Raw genomic sequence first — 15,221 nt, forward strand, 5'->3', positions numbered from 1 at the left:
CACCCCACCCAATAATATCCCCACAAGGAGACACAGCATGAATGAAGCCGTCATCGTATCGACCGCCCGCACGGGCCTGGCCAAGTCCTGGAAGGGCGCGTTCAACATGACGCATGGCGCCACCCTGGGCGGCCATGTGCTGGCGGCCGCCGTCGAGCGCGCGCGCATCGAGGCGGAAGAAGTGGAAGACGTGCTGGTCGGCTGCGCCTTCCCCGAAGGCGCCACGGGCGGCAATATCGCGCGCCAGGTGGCCTTGCGCGGCGGCTGCCCCGTCACCACGGCCGGCATGACCGTCAACCGCTTCTGTTCCTCGGGCTTGCAGGCCATCGCCCTGGCGGCGCAGCGCATCATCGCGGGCGAAGGCGATATCTATGCGGCCGGCGGCGTGGAATCGATTTCCTGCGTGCAAAATGAAATGAACACGCATATGTACAGGGAAGTCTGGCTGCAGCAGCACAAGCCGGAAGTGTACTGGCCCATGCTGCAGACGGCCGAAACCGTGGCCAAGCGCTATCAGATTTCGCGCGAGCGCCAGGATGCCTACGGTGCGCAAAGCCAGCAGCGCGCAGCAAGCGCCCTGGCGGCCGGCCTGTTCGACGCGGAAATCGTGCCGATGACCACCGTCATGGGCGTGGCCGACAAGGCCAGCGGCATGCTGGTGTCGCGCGAAGTGACGATTGCCGCCGACGAAGGCATCCGTGCCGATACGACGTATGACGGCGTGGCGAAGATCCGCCCCGCCATGCCCGGCGGCGTCATCAGCGCCGGCAATGCCAGCCAGTTTTCCGACGGCGCGTCCATGGCCATCGTGATGAACGCGAAAGTGGCCGAAGCGAAAGGCCTGCAGCCGCTGGGCATCTTCCGCGGCTTTGCCGTGGCCGGCTGCGAACCCGATGAAATGGGCATCGGTCCCGTGTACGCGATTCCGAAACTGCTGAAAAAGGCGGGCTTGACGGTGGCCGACATCGGCCTGTGGGAACTCAACGAAGCGTTTGCCGTGCAAGTGCTGTATTGCGCCGACACCCTGGGCATCCCCATGGACCGCCTGAACGTGAACGGAGGCGCGATTGCCGTCGGCCACCCGTACGGCGTGTCGGGCGCGCGCCTGACGGGCCACGCTTTGATCGAAGGCAAGCGCCGCGGCGTCAAATACGTGGTGGTGACCATGTGCATCGGCGGCGGGCAGGGCGCGGCGGGGCTGTTCGAAGTGCTGTGATGCTTGCTTGACAGCCAGTCTGCGGGCGGCCTGAGTGCCGCCCGTTTTCTTTTGCCGCTCACTTTCTGCAAGGCGCGCCGATAGCGGGTACAGTAATGGTTCATTAATAAACAAGCAGCTGCCACCATGCTCAAGCACATCGTTTTCTGGAAACTCAAAGACCACGCCGAAGGCGCCGACCGCGCCACGAATGCCCTGAAACTGAAAGCCCTGCTCGATTCCTGTTCGGATTTGGTCCCCGGCATTGTGAAATTCGAGGCAGCCGTGGCCCAGCCGGGCCTGGAAGCGACCTACGACATCGTCCTGTACAGCGAGTTCGCCAGCCGCGAAGCGCTCGATGCCTACCAGAACCATCCCGAGCACGTGAAAATCAAGCCGTTTTTTGGGGCGGTGCGCGAAGCACGGCAATGCATGGATTACGAAGTGTAAATCCGGGGTCAGACCCGCCGGGTCTGACCCCAGCTCTTGCGTTACGGGCTAAATTCTGAATTCACCCCACAAACAGGAACCCTTATGACCACCTACCAACGCATCGTCCTCGCCTCGCGTCCCACGGGAGAAGTGCAGCCGGATAACTTCCGCCTGGAAACCAAAGACATTCCCGCCATTAAGGAGGGTGAATTGCTGGTGCGTAACCAGTATCTGTCCTTGGACCCCTACATGCGCGGGCGCATGAGCACGAATAAAAGCTATGCGGCGCCGCAAGCGCTCGATGAAACCATGATCGGCGGCACGGTGGGCGTGGTGCTCGAGTCGAAGCATCCAAAGTTCGCCGTCGGCGACACGGTGGTGGGGACCCTGGGCTGGACGGAAGTGGCCGTGTCGGACGGCACGATGCTGCGCAAGGTCGATACGACGCACATCCCCGCGTCGGCCTACCTGGGCGCCGTCGGCATGCCGGGCATGACGGCATGGTATGGCTTGAACCAGATCATGGCGCCGAAAGCGGGCGAAACGGTGGTGGTATCGGCCGCCAGCGGCGCCGTGGGCAGCGTCGTGGGCCAGCTGGCGAAATTGAAAGGTTGCAGGGTCGTCGGCATCGCGGGCGGGGCGGAGAAGTGCGCGTATGTCGTCGACGAGCTGGGTTTTGATGCCTGCGTCGATTACAAGGCGGGCAACTTGGAAGCCGACCTGGCGGCTGCCACGCCGGACGGCATCGACGCCATCTTTGAAAACGTGGGCGGCGCCGTATTCGACGCGGCCCTGGCGCGCACCAACGCGTTTGGCCGCGTGGCCCTGTGCGGCTGGATAGCCGGCTACAACGGCGAACCGACGCCGCTCAACAATGCGCGCTTCATCCTCACCAACCGCCTCACCATGCGCGGTTTCATCGTTTCCGAGCAGCCGGAATTCTGGCCGCAAGGCTTGGCGGAGCTGGGTACCCTGGTGGCGACGGGCAAGCTGAAATTCCGCGAATCCGTGGCCGAGGGCCTGGCCAGCGCGCCCGAAGCCTTCATCGGCCTGTTGAAAGGCCGTAACTTCGGCAAGCAGCTGGTCAAGCTCAGCTGATCTCCCTCTCGAAAGGCAGGCCGTGCGACAATAACGGCCTGTTTCTTTCTACATTACACCATGACCAAGCACACCATCCGCCTCGGCGACTGGGCCACCCTGGGCCTTGATGCCACCGCCATCCGTTTTGAAGTCTTCGTCGATGAACAGAAAGTGCCGGCCGAGATCGAACTCGACGACATGGACGCCGTCTGCCTGCATGCCGTGGCCTATGACGACGCGGGCAATGCCGTCGGCACGGGCCGGCTATTGCCCGATGGCCACATCGGCCGCATGGCCGTGCGCCAGCCGGGCCGCGGCACCGGCGTGGGCGGCGCCATTTTGACCTTGCTGATGGACAAGGCGCGCGAACGCGGCGATGCGGCGGTGGTGCTGAACGCGCAAACCGTGGCCGCGCCATTCTATGCGCGCCACGGTTTCGTGCAGCAGGGGGAACAATTTGAAGAGGCGGGGATTGCGCATGTGGAGATGCGGCTGGTGTTTTAACGGTGCTTCCGGTGTTGTCGGATTACGGCCTGCGGCCTAATCCGACCTACGCCGACCTACGCCGGCCTGTGGCGGCCATGGCAGGTCGGGTTAGCGCGAAGCGTGTAACCCGACACCACCAGCACCATCAGGTGTTGTCGGATTACGGCCCTTCGGTCCTAATCCGACCTACGCCGGCCTGTGGCGGCCATGGCAGGTCGGGTTAGCGCGAAGCGCGTAACGCGACACCACCAGCATCATCAGGTGTTGTCGGATTACGGCCTGCGGCCTAATCCGACCTACGCCGGCCTATGGCGGCTATGGTAGGTCGGGTTAGCGCGAAGCGCGTAACGCGACACCACCAGCACCATCAGTTCTGCGCGTGGCTCTGACGCCATTTGTCGAGGATCACGGCTAGCACGATCACGACACCTTTCGCCACATACTGCCAGAACGACGACAGCCCCAGGATCGTCAAGCCGTTGTTCATCACGCCGATGATCAGCGCGCCGATGACGGTGCCCCAGACGGAACCGACGCCGCCCATCAGGCTCGTGCCGCCGAGCACGACGGCCGCGATGGCGTCCAGCTCATAACCCGTGCCCCAGTTGCCGTTGGCCGCATACAGACGGCTGGCCGACATGGCGCCGCCCAGGCCCGCGAACAGGCCGCTGATGGTGTAGACAAACATCAGCACGAGGCCGACCTTGATGCCCGTCAAGCGTGCCGCCTGGATATTGCCGCCGACGGCGTAGATATGCAGGCCCAATGTGGTCTTGCGCAAAATAAACCAGGTCAGCAGCACGACGGCCGCGGCCAGCCAGATCAGCCAGGGCACGGCCAGGAAGCTGCCGTTGCCCATCCATTCAAAGCTCGGGATTTCCGTGTTCAGCACGCTGGTGCCGTCGGCCAGCAGATAGGCTGCGCCGCGCAGGGCCGTCATGGTACCCAGGGTCACGACAAACGGGTTCAGGCCGACGAGGGCGACCAGCACGCCGTTCAGCGCGCCCAGCAGCAAGCCGACGATCAGAAACGCGGGAATCGAAAAGCCGGCGAACTGGGCAGACAAGGACATCAGCATGCCTGCCACGGCCGAGACGGCCAGCACGGAGCCGACCGATAAATCGATGCCGCTGGTCAGGATGACGAAAGTCATGCCCGAGGCCAGCACGATGTTGATCGATACCTGGCGGAAGATGTTCATGGTGTTGTTGCTGGTCATGAACGTGGACGTGCCGTCGGCCGAGAAATACACGGTCAGGCCATACATGGCCAGGTACAGCACGACCAGCACGGGCAGCATGCCCAGGCGGCGCATCAGGTTCGAGGCATTGAAGGGTTCGCCGGCGCGTGCCGCGCCGCGGGTGGTACTCGTTGTCATGGTCTATCTCCTGAATGATTATTTAAGGCGTATTCTTAAAACGCCTAACAAAACCGTAGCGAGCGGAAGTGGGTTGTGGTTGAGACGCGGAACTGTGCGAAGCACGGGGACGCCGAGTCAGTGAGCATCGGAAACCGCGACCCGCGATGCGCAGTAGGTTTTGATAGGTGTTTTTATGCCGCTTCCAGTTGGGTAGCGTAAGCGAGGATGTTTTCCTGCGTGATATCGTCGCCCGTCACTTCGCCCGTCAGCCGTCCTTCGCACATCACCATCACGCGGTCGCAGATGCCGACCAGCTCGGCCAGTTCGCTGGAAATGCACAGGACGGCCGTGCCCGCGTCCGCCAGCTGGTGGATGATCTTGTAGATTTCGCTCTTCGCGCCCACGTCCACGCCCCGCGTCGGTTCGTCGAGGATCAGCACCTTGGGGGCGATGGCCAGCCAGCGCGCCAGCAAGACTTTCTGCTGGTTGCCGCCAGACAAGCCTCCAACGATGCCGTCCGGGCCCGAGACCTTGACGTTCAGGTTGGCAATCGCCTCGCGCGTGAGCTGGGTCAGGGCGCCACGGTTGACCACGCCCGCCGTCGCATGCTTGGACAGGATATTCATCGACATGTTTTCCATGGCCGACAACTGCATGAACAAGCCCAGGCTCTTGCGGTCTTCCGGCAGGTAGCCGATGCCGTGGCGAATCGCCGCCAGCGGCCGGTGGATGTGCACTTCCTGGCCGTCGAGCCACACTTGCCCCGATTGTTTCTTGTCCGCGCCAAAGATCAGCCGCGCCAGTTCCGTGCGGCCCGCACCGACCAGGCCGGCAAGTCCCGTCACTTCACCCGCATGCAGGGCGAACGAGGCGGGCTTGACCTTGCCGCCGCCCACGTTTTCCACGCGCAAGCGCTCGGCGCCCCGCGTGGTGCGGCGCTGGTGCGCATAGAAGTCGTCGGCGGGGCGGCCCACCATCATTTGCACGACTTTCTTTTGATCCAGCTCATCCTTGCCCAGTTCGCCCACATAGGCGCCGTCGCGCAGCACCGTGATGCGGCGCGCCAGGCGTTCCACCTCGGCCATGCGGTGGCTGATGTAGAGCACGGCCAGGCCCTTGTCGCGCTGTTCTTCGATGATGCGGAACAATTGTTCTGTTTCCCGGTCGGACAGGGCGGCAGTGGGCTCGTCCATGATCAGGATGCGGCTTTCGTGCACGAGGGCGCGGGCGATTTCCACCTGCTGCTGCTCGGCGATCGACAGGGTCGAGACCATGGTGTCGGCGTCGAAACGGGAACCGAGGTCGGCCAGGATGGCGTTCGTGCGCGCGCGCATCTCGCCGCCCTTGACGGTCCAGAACGGTCCTTGCGGCTCGCTGCCCATGAAGACGTTCTGCGCCACCGTCATGTTCTTGGCCACGCTCAGTTCCTGGTAAATCAGGTTGATGCCCAAGGCGCGGGCCTCGCCCGGGTTGCGGATCTTGATCGGCTTGCCGTCGAGAAGGATTTCACCCGCATCGGGGGTGTACACGCCCGATAAAATCTTCATCAGGGTGCTCTTGCCGGCGCCATTCTCTCCCATCACGGCATGGATTTCGCCGCTGCGCACCGTCAGGTGCACGCCGCGCAGCGCGCGCGTGGCGCCGAAGCGCTTCTCGATGCCGCGCATTTCAAAAATAATATTGTCGCTCATGACTGTCCTTCCTTGCTGGTGAAACTGGCGCCGCCCGCGAACTGGCCGGCGGCGCCACGTGGTTCAGGTCAGGCAGATCAGTTCTTTACCCAGCCCGTGTAGGTGGCGACGTTTTCCTTGGTGATGGCCGGGGTCGGCAACAGCACCATGGTCTGCTTCGGCGTACGGCCGTTCATGATGTCGTAGCCCATCTGCACGGCATCGGTCGCCATGCGGTACGGATTTTGCGCCGAGGTGGCGGCAAACAGGCCGGCCTTGTTTTTCAGGGCGTTCTGGCCATCGGGCGCGCCATCGACGGCCGTGATCAGTTTCACGTCCGTACGTTTCGATTGCTTGATTGCCAGTTCGGCGCCGATGCCCGTCGGATCGTTGATGGCGAACACGCCGTCGATCTTCGGATGGGCCGTCAGCAGGTTCGACATCACGGTCATGCCGCCGTCGCGGCTGCCGCCCGCGTTCTGGTTGTCGGACAGGATCTTGATATCCTTGAACGCGGCCAGGGTTTTCTTGCAGCCATTGACGCGGTCGATCACGGAGGTGACGGGCGGGCCGTTGAGGATCACCACATTGCCCTTGCCGCCGATCTGCTTGGCCAGGTAGGCGCACGACACGTCGCCGGCCATGGTGTTGTCGGACATCACGGTGGCCGAAGCGCCCACGGCGCCCACGTCGACGGCGATCACGACCACGCCCGCATTGCGCGCTTTCTTGATGGCCGGGGCGATGCCTTTGGAATCGACGGCGTTCAGGATGATGATGTCGGTCTTGTTGGCGATAAAGTTTTCGATCTGGTCCACCTGGGTGTTCAGGTCATACTTGCTGGACACCGTGGTGACTTTCACGCCGGGCCCGCCCAGCTTTTTCGCGCTTTCTTCCGCGCCGCGGCCAATCGCGACAAAAAACGGGTTGGCCAGGTCGCCCACGCTCACGCCGATCGATTTCAGCGGTTTGTCGGCGGCGAAGGCGCCACAGGCGGCGGACAGCAGCAGGGTGGCGGTAATGACTTTTTTCATGAGGATCTCCAAGGGTTTTTATTGTAAAAACAAACGGTGCTACGGGTGAAAAACCGGGTGCAAACTTATTGGCTGCGTAATTTCTCGATCATGGCATCGAGCTTGCCCGCATCGACGGCAAAGCCGCGGATGCCTTCGGCCAGCTTCTCGGTGGCCATCGCATCGTCGTTCAGGGCGTAGCGGAAGGCCGCCTCGTCGTAGGTGACGGCCGGCTGCGCCGCGCCCAGGTCGGCGCCCAGCGCGCGCTCGAACGGTTCGTTGGACGCTTCGAGCTTGGCCAGCAAGTCAGGGCTGATGGTCAGCAAGTCGCAGCCGGACAGGGCCGTGATCTGTCCCACGTTGCGGAAGCTGGCGCCCATCACTTGCGTGGCGATGCCATGTTGCTTGTAGTAATTAAAGATGCGCGTGACCGATTGCACGCCTGGATCGTTGGACAGGCTGCGCGCCGCTTCGTCCCATGCCGCGCCCAGCGATTTTTTATGCCAGTCGTAGATGCGGCCCACGAACGGCGAAATCAGCCGCACCTTCGCGTCGGCGCAGGCGACGGCCTGGCAAAATGCGAACAGCAGGGTCAGGTTGCAAAAGATGCCATCTTTTTCCAGTTCGCGCGCGGCCTGGATACCTTCCCAGGTGGCGGCGACCTTGATCAGCACGCGCTCGCGGCCAATGCCGGCTTGCTCGTACAGGGCGATCAGGCGGCGCCCGCGGGCCACGGTGGCATCGCGGTCAAAGCTCAAACGGGCATCGACTTCCGTCGACACGCGGCCCGGCACGACCTTTAAAATTTCCAGGCCGAAGCGCACGAGCACCTGATCGACGATGTCGTCGAGCGAGGCATGCTTGTGGGCTGCGACCGTGCTTTCCAGCAAGGGCGCGTAATCGGGCTGCAGCACGGCTTTTAAAATCAGCGACGGATTGGTGGTGGCGTCTTGCGGCGCGAAACGGGCCAGTTGCAAAAAGTCGCCCGTGTCGGCGACGACGGTGCTGTGTTGCTTCAATTGTTGCAGCTGATTCATTGCTATTCCTTATCACTGAGTTGGTGCAGAGCTTGTACGGCGGGAAACAGGCTACGGTAGCGGCCGTAGCGGATGCTCAAGGCTGCGCTGTGCGCGGCATCGGGCAGGAAAGTGTTTTTGATGGGCAAGCCCTGCGTCAGCAGGCTGGCGTCGCCGATGGCGGCAAAGCCCAGCTTGGCCGCACCGAGGCTGGCCGACAGTTCGCTGTTGTGCAAGGTGCGCATGTCGCGTCCCAGCACATTGGCCAGCAGCTGCGCCCAGTACTGGCTGCGCGCGCCGCCGCCCACGAGCATGCAGTGTGGCACCACGGCACCGGTCGAGGTGACGGCCGCCATGGCGTCGCGCAAGGCGAACGCCACGCCTTCGAGCACGGCGTAGCCGAGCTGCGCCGGCGTGCTGTCGTGGCCCAGCTGCAGGAAGGCGCCGCGCACCTGCGGGTCGTTGTGCGGCGTGCGCTCGCCCGATAGATAGGGCAGGAACAGGGGGGCGGATGGCGCGATGGCCGTGTTGAGCGGCACGGCGCTTTCCACCAGCGCCAGCAGGGCCGCCTCGTCGGGCTGGCCCAGCACGCCAGTGGCCCAGCGCAAACAGCTGGCGCCGGACAGGATCGCCCCCATCGCATACCAGCGGCCGGGCAGGGCGTGGCAAAAGCTGTGCACGCCGCCGGCCGGGTTGCCCAGCGGCTGCTCGGTGACGGAGACGATGGCGGCGCTGGTACCCAGCGAAATGAAACTGTCGCCGCCGTTGACGGCGCCGATGCCCACGGCCGAGACGGGGTTGTCGCCGCCGCCACCGGCCACCACCACGTCCATCCGCAAGCCCAGCTGGTCGGCGACGGCGGCCGGCACGGTGCCCGTGGCTGCGTCGCCTTCGGCCAGCGCCGGCATCTGTTCGGGCACCAGGCCGCAAGCGGCCAGCATGGGGGCGAACCAGGCACGGTTGGCCTCGTCCAGCCACAGGGTGCCGGCCGCGTCGGACATGTCGGTGACCTTGTTGCCCGTCAAGCGCAGGCGCAGATAATCCTTGGGCGACAGCAGGCAGGCGATGGCGGCGAACGCGTCAGGCTCGTGCGTTTGCAGCCACAGCAGTTTCGGCGCCGTCAGGCCCGCCATGGGCAGGCTGCCCGTTACGTCCGCGTAGGCGGGATAGTCGCGTGCCAGGCTGGCCGCTTCGGCTTCGGCGCGCGCGTCGTTCCACAGGATGGCGGGACGGATCACCTTGTCGTTGCTGTCGAGCAGCACGGCGCCATGCATCTGGCCCGACAGGCCGATGCAGGCGATGCGTGCGTAGTCCTGCGGCCAGCCGGTGCGCAGCTGGCCCAGCGCGTTGACGCAGGCGGCCCACCAGTCCTGCGGCGACTGTTCGGACCAGCCCGGCTGTGGGCGGCTGGTATCGATGCGCACGGAGGCCTGGCCGCGCACGGCGCCCGTGCCGTCCATCAGCACGGTTTTCAGTTCGGAGGTACCGAGGTCGATACCGAGGGAAATCGCTGGATGCATGTTGATTTACAGTGAAAGGTCAGGGGCAGCCGCAGGAGTTGCGTACGCGCAAGGTCGGCGACAAACGCTGCACATGCTGGGCGCGGCCCGGGTTGGCGATACGGTCGATCAACAGGTCGACGGCCATGGCGCCCAGCTCTTCGAGCGGCTGCGCCATCACGGTCAGGCGGGGGCTGAAGTAATCGGCCCAGTCGAAATCATCGAAGCCGGCCAGCGCGACGTCTTGTGGTACCGCAATCTGTGCGTCGCGCAAGGCGTGCATGGTGCCGATGGTCATCAGGTTATTGCCGGCCACGATGGCCGTCGGGCGCTGTCCAGCAGGCAGGGCCAGCAGTTCGCGCGTGGCCGCGCCGCTGCGCTCCAGATTCGAGTCGCCCGAGCGCAGCAGTGCGGGGTCAAAAACGATATCGGCGCGCTGCAAGGCCAGGCGGTAGCCGTCGATACGCTCGTGCGTCGTGGACAGGCCGGGTGCGCCCGCGATGAAGCCGATGCGGCGGTGGCCGTGGGCCGCGATCAGGTGACTGACCAGCTGCGCCGTCGCCTCGATGTTTTCCACGCCCACCTGGTCGAACGGCTGGGGCGACATGCGGTCGACCAGCACGGAAGCGATCTTGTTGCTGTTTAAATAGTCGAGCGTGCGATGGTGCGAGTCGCCCGAAGGCGCCAGCACGATGCCGTCGACCCGGCGCTGGTGCAGGTTCTGCACCACCTTGAGTTCCTGCTCGGGATCGTCATGCGTATCGGAAAACAGCATCATCAAGCCGTGGCGCGTGCAAGCGGCCTCGATGGCGCGCACGGTTTCACTGAAGTAATGATTGGTGAAAGCGGAAATGGCCACGCCGATGGTGCCCGACGAGGAGCCGGCCAGGGCACGCGCCAGCATGTTCGGCACATAGCCGATCTGCTGCATGGCCGCGTTGACGGCGGCGACGGTTTTCGGGCTGACCTTGCGGGTGCCGTTGAGTACGTGCGAAACGGTCGACAACGATACGTCCGCCGCCCGCGCTACATCTTCCATGGTGGCCATGGTGTCTCCTGATGGTTTTATTCTTATTGTGTGCTGCGATAGTGTGCGGCTGTGTCGCCGCGTTGGAATCTATCGTAAACAAAAGAAAGCGCTTGCGCAAGCGCTTTCTTTTTTTGTGCGGATGGGTGGATGGTGAGTTTTCGATGAGGATAGGGAAAGCTTGCGTAGGTCGGATTAGCGCGCCGGAGAAGCGCGTAATCCGACATCGGGGACGGTGGTGATGCCGGTTGAGGGCGCTGGTGTTGTCGGGTTACGCGCTTGCGCGCTAATGCAAGCGTTTTCTTTTTTCTGCGCGGCGATGATGGATGGGTTTTCGATGAGGATAGGGAAAGCTTGCGTAGGTCGGATTAGCGCGCCGGAGGAGCGCGTAATCCGACATCGGGGACGGTGGTGATGCCAGTTGAGGGCGCTGGTGGTGTCGGGTTACGCGCTTGCGCGCTAACCCGACCTACTGGATCACCAGCTCATGCAATTCGCCGGGCGAGTCCGGGAACAGTTTGACGACGGTGGACGTGCGCGTGCCGTAGCCCGGCGTGTCGATGCAGACGGCGGACAGCACGCGCTCGAGGTCGAGCGGCACGCCCGTGTCGGGCAAACGGAAGTCCGGGGCGCGCGTGGTGTCGGCCAGCATGTCGAAGTAGGCCTCGTCGGGGGCGCCCTGGCACAGCAGGCTGGCGAACTGGGCCTTGGTCTTCAGGACCTTCGGCCACGGCGCGTCGAGCAGAGCGTTCGACAGGCCGTAGATGCCTGGCTCCAAAGGCTGGCCATTGCGCGCATCGCCATCGCCGCGGTTGGAAAACCAGATCAGCGTAGTGGCATCGCCCAGCACCAGGTTAAAACCGTTGTAGGCTTTGCAGCCGGTGCGGATTTGCGCGATATAGTCTTGCGGCGACATGTTGCCGGCCAAATAGTCCGCCACCAGGGCGCCGCGCGAGGGAGCGTCCGGGTTGCGGTCTTGCGGGCTGCGAATGTTCGTGATGGCGGCAAAGCGCGAGCTGCCGCTGCCGGCCTGGGTGATGCCCATCCAGCTGCCGCCCGCTTGCAGGTCGCGGCCCGCATACACTTGCGGGTGTTCGGGCCAGGCGCCGGCGGGGGCGCTGGCGCGTTCATAGAATTCGTCGCGGTTGGCGGCGGCAATCAGCGGGATGTGCGGATTGACTTTCCAGGCAAAAACGATCAGGCACATGGGGGCAAATCCATGAACACTTCCGTATGGCGCGCGCCGGCCGTCAGGGCCAGCAAGCCCGCCTCCTCGGCGGCAGCGGCCAGCAAGTCCGCAAAGCCTTCGCCGACGACGGGATAGATTTCCATCCACGTCTGCAAGCCATCCTTGGCTTCGGGGCGGCGCTTCAGTTGCGGCGCTACGCCGGACGCGGCCGCCAATTTCGTCTGCAAGGCGCGGACCCTGGCTTCCAGCGCCTGGGCGTGCTCTTCCTTGACCTGATAATAAATGTACAAATCTTTCATGGCATTCTCACAAGTCGAGTGCGTCAAGCACGTAAGGCATGGGCAGGAAATGCACGGCCGCACCCTGGGCCGAGCCGTAGCGCACGGCGCCGGCGGCGCTTGAACCTTCTTCGATTGCCCCCAGTTTCATTTCAACGAGGGCGTCGATGCCGCCGCTGCCGTTGGGCGCCGCGTTGACGACCATGCCGCAAGGTTGCTCGGGGTCGCTGACGGCAAACAGTTCGCCACCGGCCACGACGCTTGCGTCAGCGACGGTCACGAGGGTGGTGCGGCGTTTGAGCTTGCCCAGGTATTGGCTGCGCGCGACGATTTCCTGGCCCGGGTAGCAGCCTTTCTTAAAATTGACGCCGCCCAGCAGCTCGAAATTGACCATCTGCGGCACGAATTGCTCTTGCGTGGCGGCCGTGATCTGCGGGATGCCCGCATGGATGTCCGACAATTGCCAGGCGTCATTGCCGCCCTTGGCCAGTTTCTCAGCCAGCTGCGGCCACACGTCGCGCGCTGTGGCGGCCGACGTCAGCCATTCATAGCGGGCGCTGCCGAAGGCATCGGCCACGCGCAGCAGGGTGCCCAGCGCGTGGTCCACCTTGCTGAACGGCGCGGCGGGCAGGGTGGCAAACAGTGCGGACAGGGCCGCGCCGGCTTGCGTGCCGCCGAGGCCCAGGATAACTTGATTGGCTTCATCAAACGATGCATCGTGCAGCTTGGCCTTGGCGCGCAGCACGAACATCTGCAGGCGCTTCTGGATGGCGGGCTGTATGGCGCGTGGCAATTGCAGATAAATGGTGGTGGCGTTGCGCCACATCAGGAAACTGGCCAGCAGGCGGCCTTTCGGCGTGCAGTAGCCGGCCAGGCGCACTTGCTCCTGGTTCAGGTGTTCCACGTCATTGGTCAGCTGGCCGTGCAGGAAACTGGCTGCCTCGTCGCCGTTCAAGCCGATCAAGCCCTGGTCCGTGATGGCCGCGACAAAACCTTCTTGCAGCTGGGACACTGTCAGGGACTGGCCAAAATCGGCGATAGGGGCGGCGGCGATGGGAGCGGTGCCGTCAGGCGCGCCATCGGTGGCAGCGGGGCGGGCGCCTTGGGCAGTTAAAAATTGATTCCAGTTATTCATAATTTCCATTAGATCAGCGATTAAGCATTATCATTACGGGTTCATTATAGTGATGTCGCGCAGATTGCGTCGGCAGCGGCAAGATTGCCAGTGTTGGCGCCGCTTTGCGCGTACTTGCTTCACAAATGAACGATCATAACAAGCGCGCGCTGCCCGCCAGCGAGTGCATCACAAGAATCGGAACAATGGCTTTCTTTAAAAAACTTGTAGTCAGTTCAGTCATCGCCGCCATCGGCGTGGGCGGTACTTTTGTGTACTGGGCGCAGCAGCCCATCACCACGGACGGCGAAGCGATTCCGTTTACGATTGCACCCGGCAGCGGTGCGCATGCGGCCGGCCAGCAGATCGCGGACGCGGGCGTGCCCATCGTGCCCATCCTGTTCAACATGCTGGCGCGCATCGAAGGCAAGACCTCGAAGATCAAGGCCGGTTCCTACGAGCTGAAGCCGGGCACGACGCCGCAGCGTCTGATCACGCAACTGGCGCGCGGCGAGTTCGCGCAGGAATCCTTGACCATCATCGAAGGCTGGACCTTCAGGCAGATGCGCATGGCCATGGCCAGCCATCCTGGTCTCAAGCACGATACCGTGGGCCTGTCCGACAAGGAACTGATGGCGAAGATCAGCCCCGAATATGTGCTGCCGGAAGGCTTGTTCTTCCCAGACACGTATCTGTTCGCCAAGGGCGCCAGCGAAATGCAGATTTTCAAGCAGGCGCACGCGGCCATGATAGGCCGCCTGTCCGAAGCGTGGGACAAGCGCGATCCGGCCTTGCCATATAAAAACCCGTACGAGGCGCTGATCATGGCGTCCATCGTGGAAAAGGAAACGGGCCAAAAGTCCGAGCGCGCCATGATCGCCGGCGTCTTCGTCAACCGCCTGAAGACGGGCATGCTGCTGCAGACGGACCCCACCGTGATCTATGGCATGGGCGACAACTACCAGGGCAAGATCCGCAAACGCGACCTGGAAGCGGACACCCCGTACAATACCTACACGCGCGGCGGCTTGCCGCCCACGCCGATCGCCCTGGCTGGCGCGCAATCGCTGACGGCGGCGCTGGCGCCGGCCCGCACGCAGGCGCTGTATTTCGTCGCGCGCGGCGACGGCACCAGCCAGTTCTCGGCCAACTTGCCCGACCATAACCGCGCCGTGAACCAGTACCAGCGCTAATATCCTTATCAAATCAAGAGCTTCATGACACAACACTATCAACCGCGCTTCATCACCTTCGAAGGCATCGACGGCGCGGGCAAGTCGACGCATATCGGCTTTGTTGCCGATTACCTGCGGCAGCGGGGCGTGAGCCTCGTCTCGTCGCGCGAACCGGGCGGCACCAGCCTGGGCGAAAAGCTGCGCGAACTGCTGCTGCATGAAAAGATGCACCTGGAAACGGAAGCCTTGCTGATGTTCGCCAGCCGCCGCGAACACATCGCGCAAGTCATCGCGCCCGCCCTGGAACGGGGCGAGTGGGTCATTTCCGACCGCTTTACCGATGCCAGCTTCGCCTACCAGGGCGGCGGCCGGGGCATGGACTTGCGCAAGATGGAGCAGCTGGAAGCGTGGGTGCACCCGCATTTGCAGCCGGACATCACATTCCTGTTCGATGTGCCGCTGGCCGTGGCTAGAGCCCGCCTGGATGCGACGCGCGCACTGGATAAATTCGAGCAGGAGCGATCGGATTTCTTTGCCGCCACGCGCAATGAGTATTTGCGCCGTGCGGCCCAGTTCCCGCAGCGTTTCCGCATCATCGATTCCACGCAAAGCATTGCCGACATCCAGGTGCAGCTCGCGCAATTGCTTGATGTATTGCTTGCACAAAGCATTGTAACGCGCTGATTT

Annotated in this window: 15 protein-coding genes; 6 read left to right on the forward strand and 9 right to left on the reverse strand. The window is 63.5% G+C overall.

Annotated features, from left to right (window positions below):
* Positions 1-37 precede the first annotated feature (37 nt).
* From AC1RBA_RS03315 to AC1RBA_RS03330, 4 genes are all read left to right on the forward strand, one after another.
* Positions 38-1,216, forward strand: coding sequence for an acetyl-CoA C-acyltransferase (locus AC1RBA_RS03315; RefSeq protein WP_492416560.1), 1,179 nt, complete (start codon positions 38-40; stop codon positions 1,214-1,216).
* 126 nt (positions 1,217-1,342) lie between these two features.
* The gene (locus AC1RBA_RS03320; protein ID WP_070311871.1) at positions 1,343-1,645 is read left to right on the forward strand and encodes a Dabb family protein; all 303 of its coding nucleotides are present in this window, start codon (positions 1,343-1,345) and stop codon (positions 1,643-1,645) included.
* A gap of 84 nt (positions 1,646-1,729) precedes the next feature.
* On the forward strand, positions 1,730-2,725 hold the full coding sequence (locus AC1RBA_RS03325) for an NADP-dependent oxidoreductase (RefSeq protein WP_492416562.1): 996 nt from the start codon (positions 1,730-1,732) through the stop codon (positions 2,723-2,725).
* A 60-nt stretch (positions 2,726-2,785) separates the two neighbouring features.
* Positions 2,786-3,211, forward strand: a complete 426-nt coding sequence (locus AC1RBA_RS03330) for a GNAT family N-acetyltransferase (protein WP_492416564.1) — start codon at positions 2,786-2,788, stop codon at positions 3,209-3,211.
* Between the two features lie 349 nt (positions 3,212-3,560).
* Here AC1RBA_RS03330 and AC1RBA_RS03335 read toward each other — a convergent pair whose 3' ends face one another.
* From AC1RBA_RS03335 to ygfZ, 9 genes are all read right to left on the reverse strand, one after another.
* Positions 3,561-4,571, reverse strand: coding sequence for an ABC transporter permease subunit (locus AC1RBA_RS03335; protein ID WP_070218357.1), 1,011 nt, complete (start codon positions 4,569-4,571; stop codon positions 3,561-3,563).
* 173 nt (positions 4,572-4,744) lie between these two features.
* Positions 4,745-6,244, reverse strand: coding sequence for a sugar ABC transporter ATP-binding protein (locus AC1RBA_RS03340; protein WP_492416566.1), 1,500 nt, complete (start codon positions 6,242-6,244; stop codon positions 4,745-4,747).
* A 77-nt stretch (positions 6,245-6,321) separates the two neighbouring features.
* Entirely contained in the window at positions 6,322-7,257 is a 936-nt protein-coding gene (locus AC1RBA_RS03345) for an ABC transporter substrate-binding protein (RefSeq protein WP_121669532.1), read from the reverse strand.
* A 65-nt stretch (positions 7,258-7,322) separates the two neighbouring features.
* Positions 7,323-8,273 (reverse strand): transaldolase, encoded by a 951-nt coding sequence (gene tal / locus AC1RBA_RS03350; protein WP_409028676.1) that lies wholly within the window; start codon positions 8,271-8,273, stop codon positions 7,323-7,325.
* A gap of 2 nt (positions 8,274-8,275) precedes the next feature.
* Positions 8,276-9,760: a xylulokinase gene (xylB, locus tag AC1RBA_RS03355; protein WP_492417163.1), complete on the reverse strand. Its 1,485-nt coding sequence runs from the start codon at positions 9,758-9,760 to the stop codon at positions 8,276-8,278.
* Between the two features lie 31 nt (positions 9,761-9,791).
* The gene (locus AC1RBA_RS03360) at positions 9,792-10,799 is read right to left on the reverse strand and encodes a LacI family DNA-binding transcriptional regulator (protein ID WP_492416568.1); all 1,008 of its coding nucleotides are present in this window, start codon (positions 10,797-10,799) and stop codon (positions 9,792-9,794) included.
* Positions 10,800-11,247: 448 nt separating this feature from the next.
* Positions 11,248-11,985, reverse strand: a complete 738-nt coding sequence (locus AC1RBA_RS03365) for an NRDE family protein (protein ID WP_492416570.1) — start codon at positions 11,983-11,985, stop codon at positions 11,248-11,250.
* Positions 11,976-12,266 (reverse strand): DUF4936 family protein, encoded by a 291-nt coding sequence (locus AC1RBA_RS03370; RefSeq protein WP_492416571.1) that lies wholly within the window; start codon positions 12,264-12,266, stop codon positions 11,976-11,978. Before AC1RBA_RS03370 ends, AC1RBA_RS03365 begins: the two co-directional genes overlap by 10 nt.
* A 7-nt stretch (positions 12,267-12,273) precedes the next feature.
* Positions 12,274-13,389: a CAF17-like 4Fe-4S cluster assembly/insertion protein YgfZ gene (gene ygfZ, locus AC1RBA_RS03375; RefSeq protein ID WP_492416573.1), complete on the reverse strand. Its 1,116-nt coding sequence runs from the start codon at positions 13,387-13,389 to the stop codon at positions 12,274-12,276.
* A gap of 176 nt (positions 13,390-13,565) precedes the next feature.
* On the opposite strand from ygfZ, the gene mltG reads away from it, so the two are divergent.
* Positions 13,566-14,552 carry an endolytic transglycosylase MltG gene (gene mltG / locus AC1RBA_RS03380; protein ID WP_070288479.1) on the forward strand — a complete coding sequence of 329 codons (987 nt, stop codon included), beginning with the start codon at positions 13,566-13,568 and terminating at the stop codon, positions 14,550-14,552.
* Between the two features lie 24 nt (positions 14,553-14,576).
* Positions 14,577-15,218: a dTMP kinase gene (gene tmk, locus AC1RBA_RS03385; protein ID WP_492416575.1), complete on the forward strand. Its 642-nt coding sequence runs from the start codon at positions 14,577-14,579 to the stop codon at positions 15,216-15,218.
* Positions 15,219-15,221 lie beyond the last annotated feature (3 nt).

This window comes from Janthinobacterium sp. GW823-FHT03B06, from assembly GCF_058796955.1.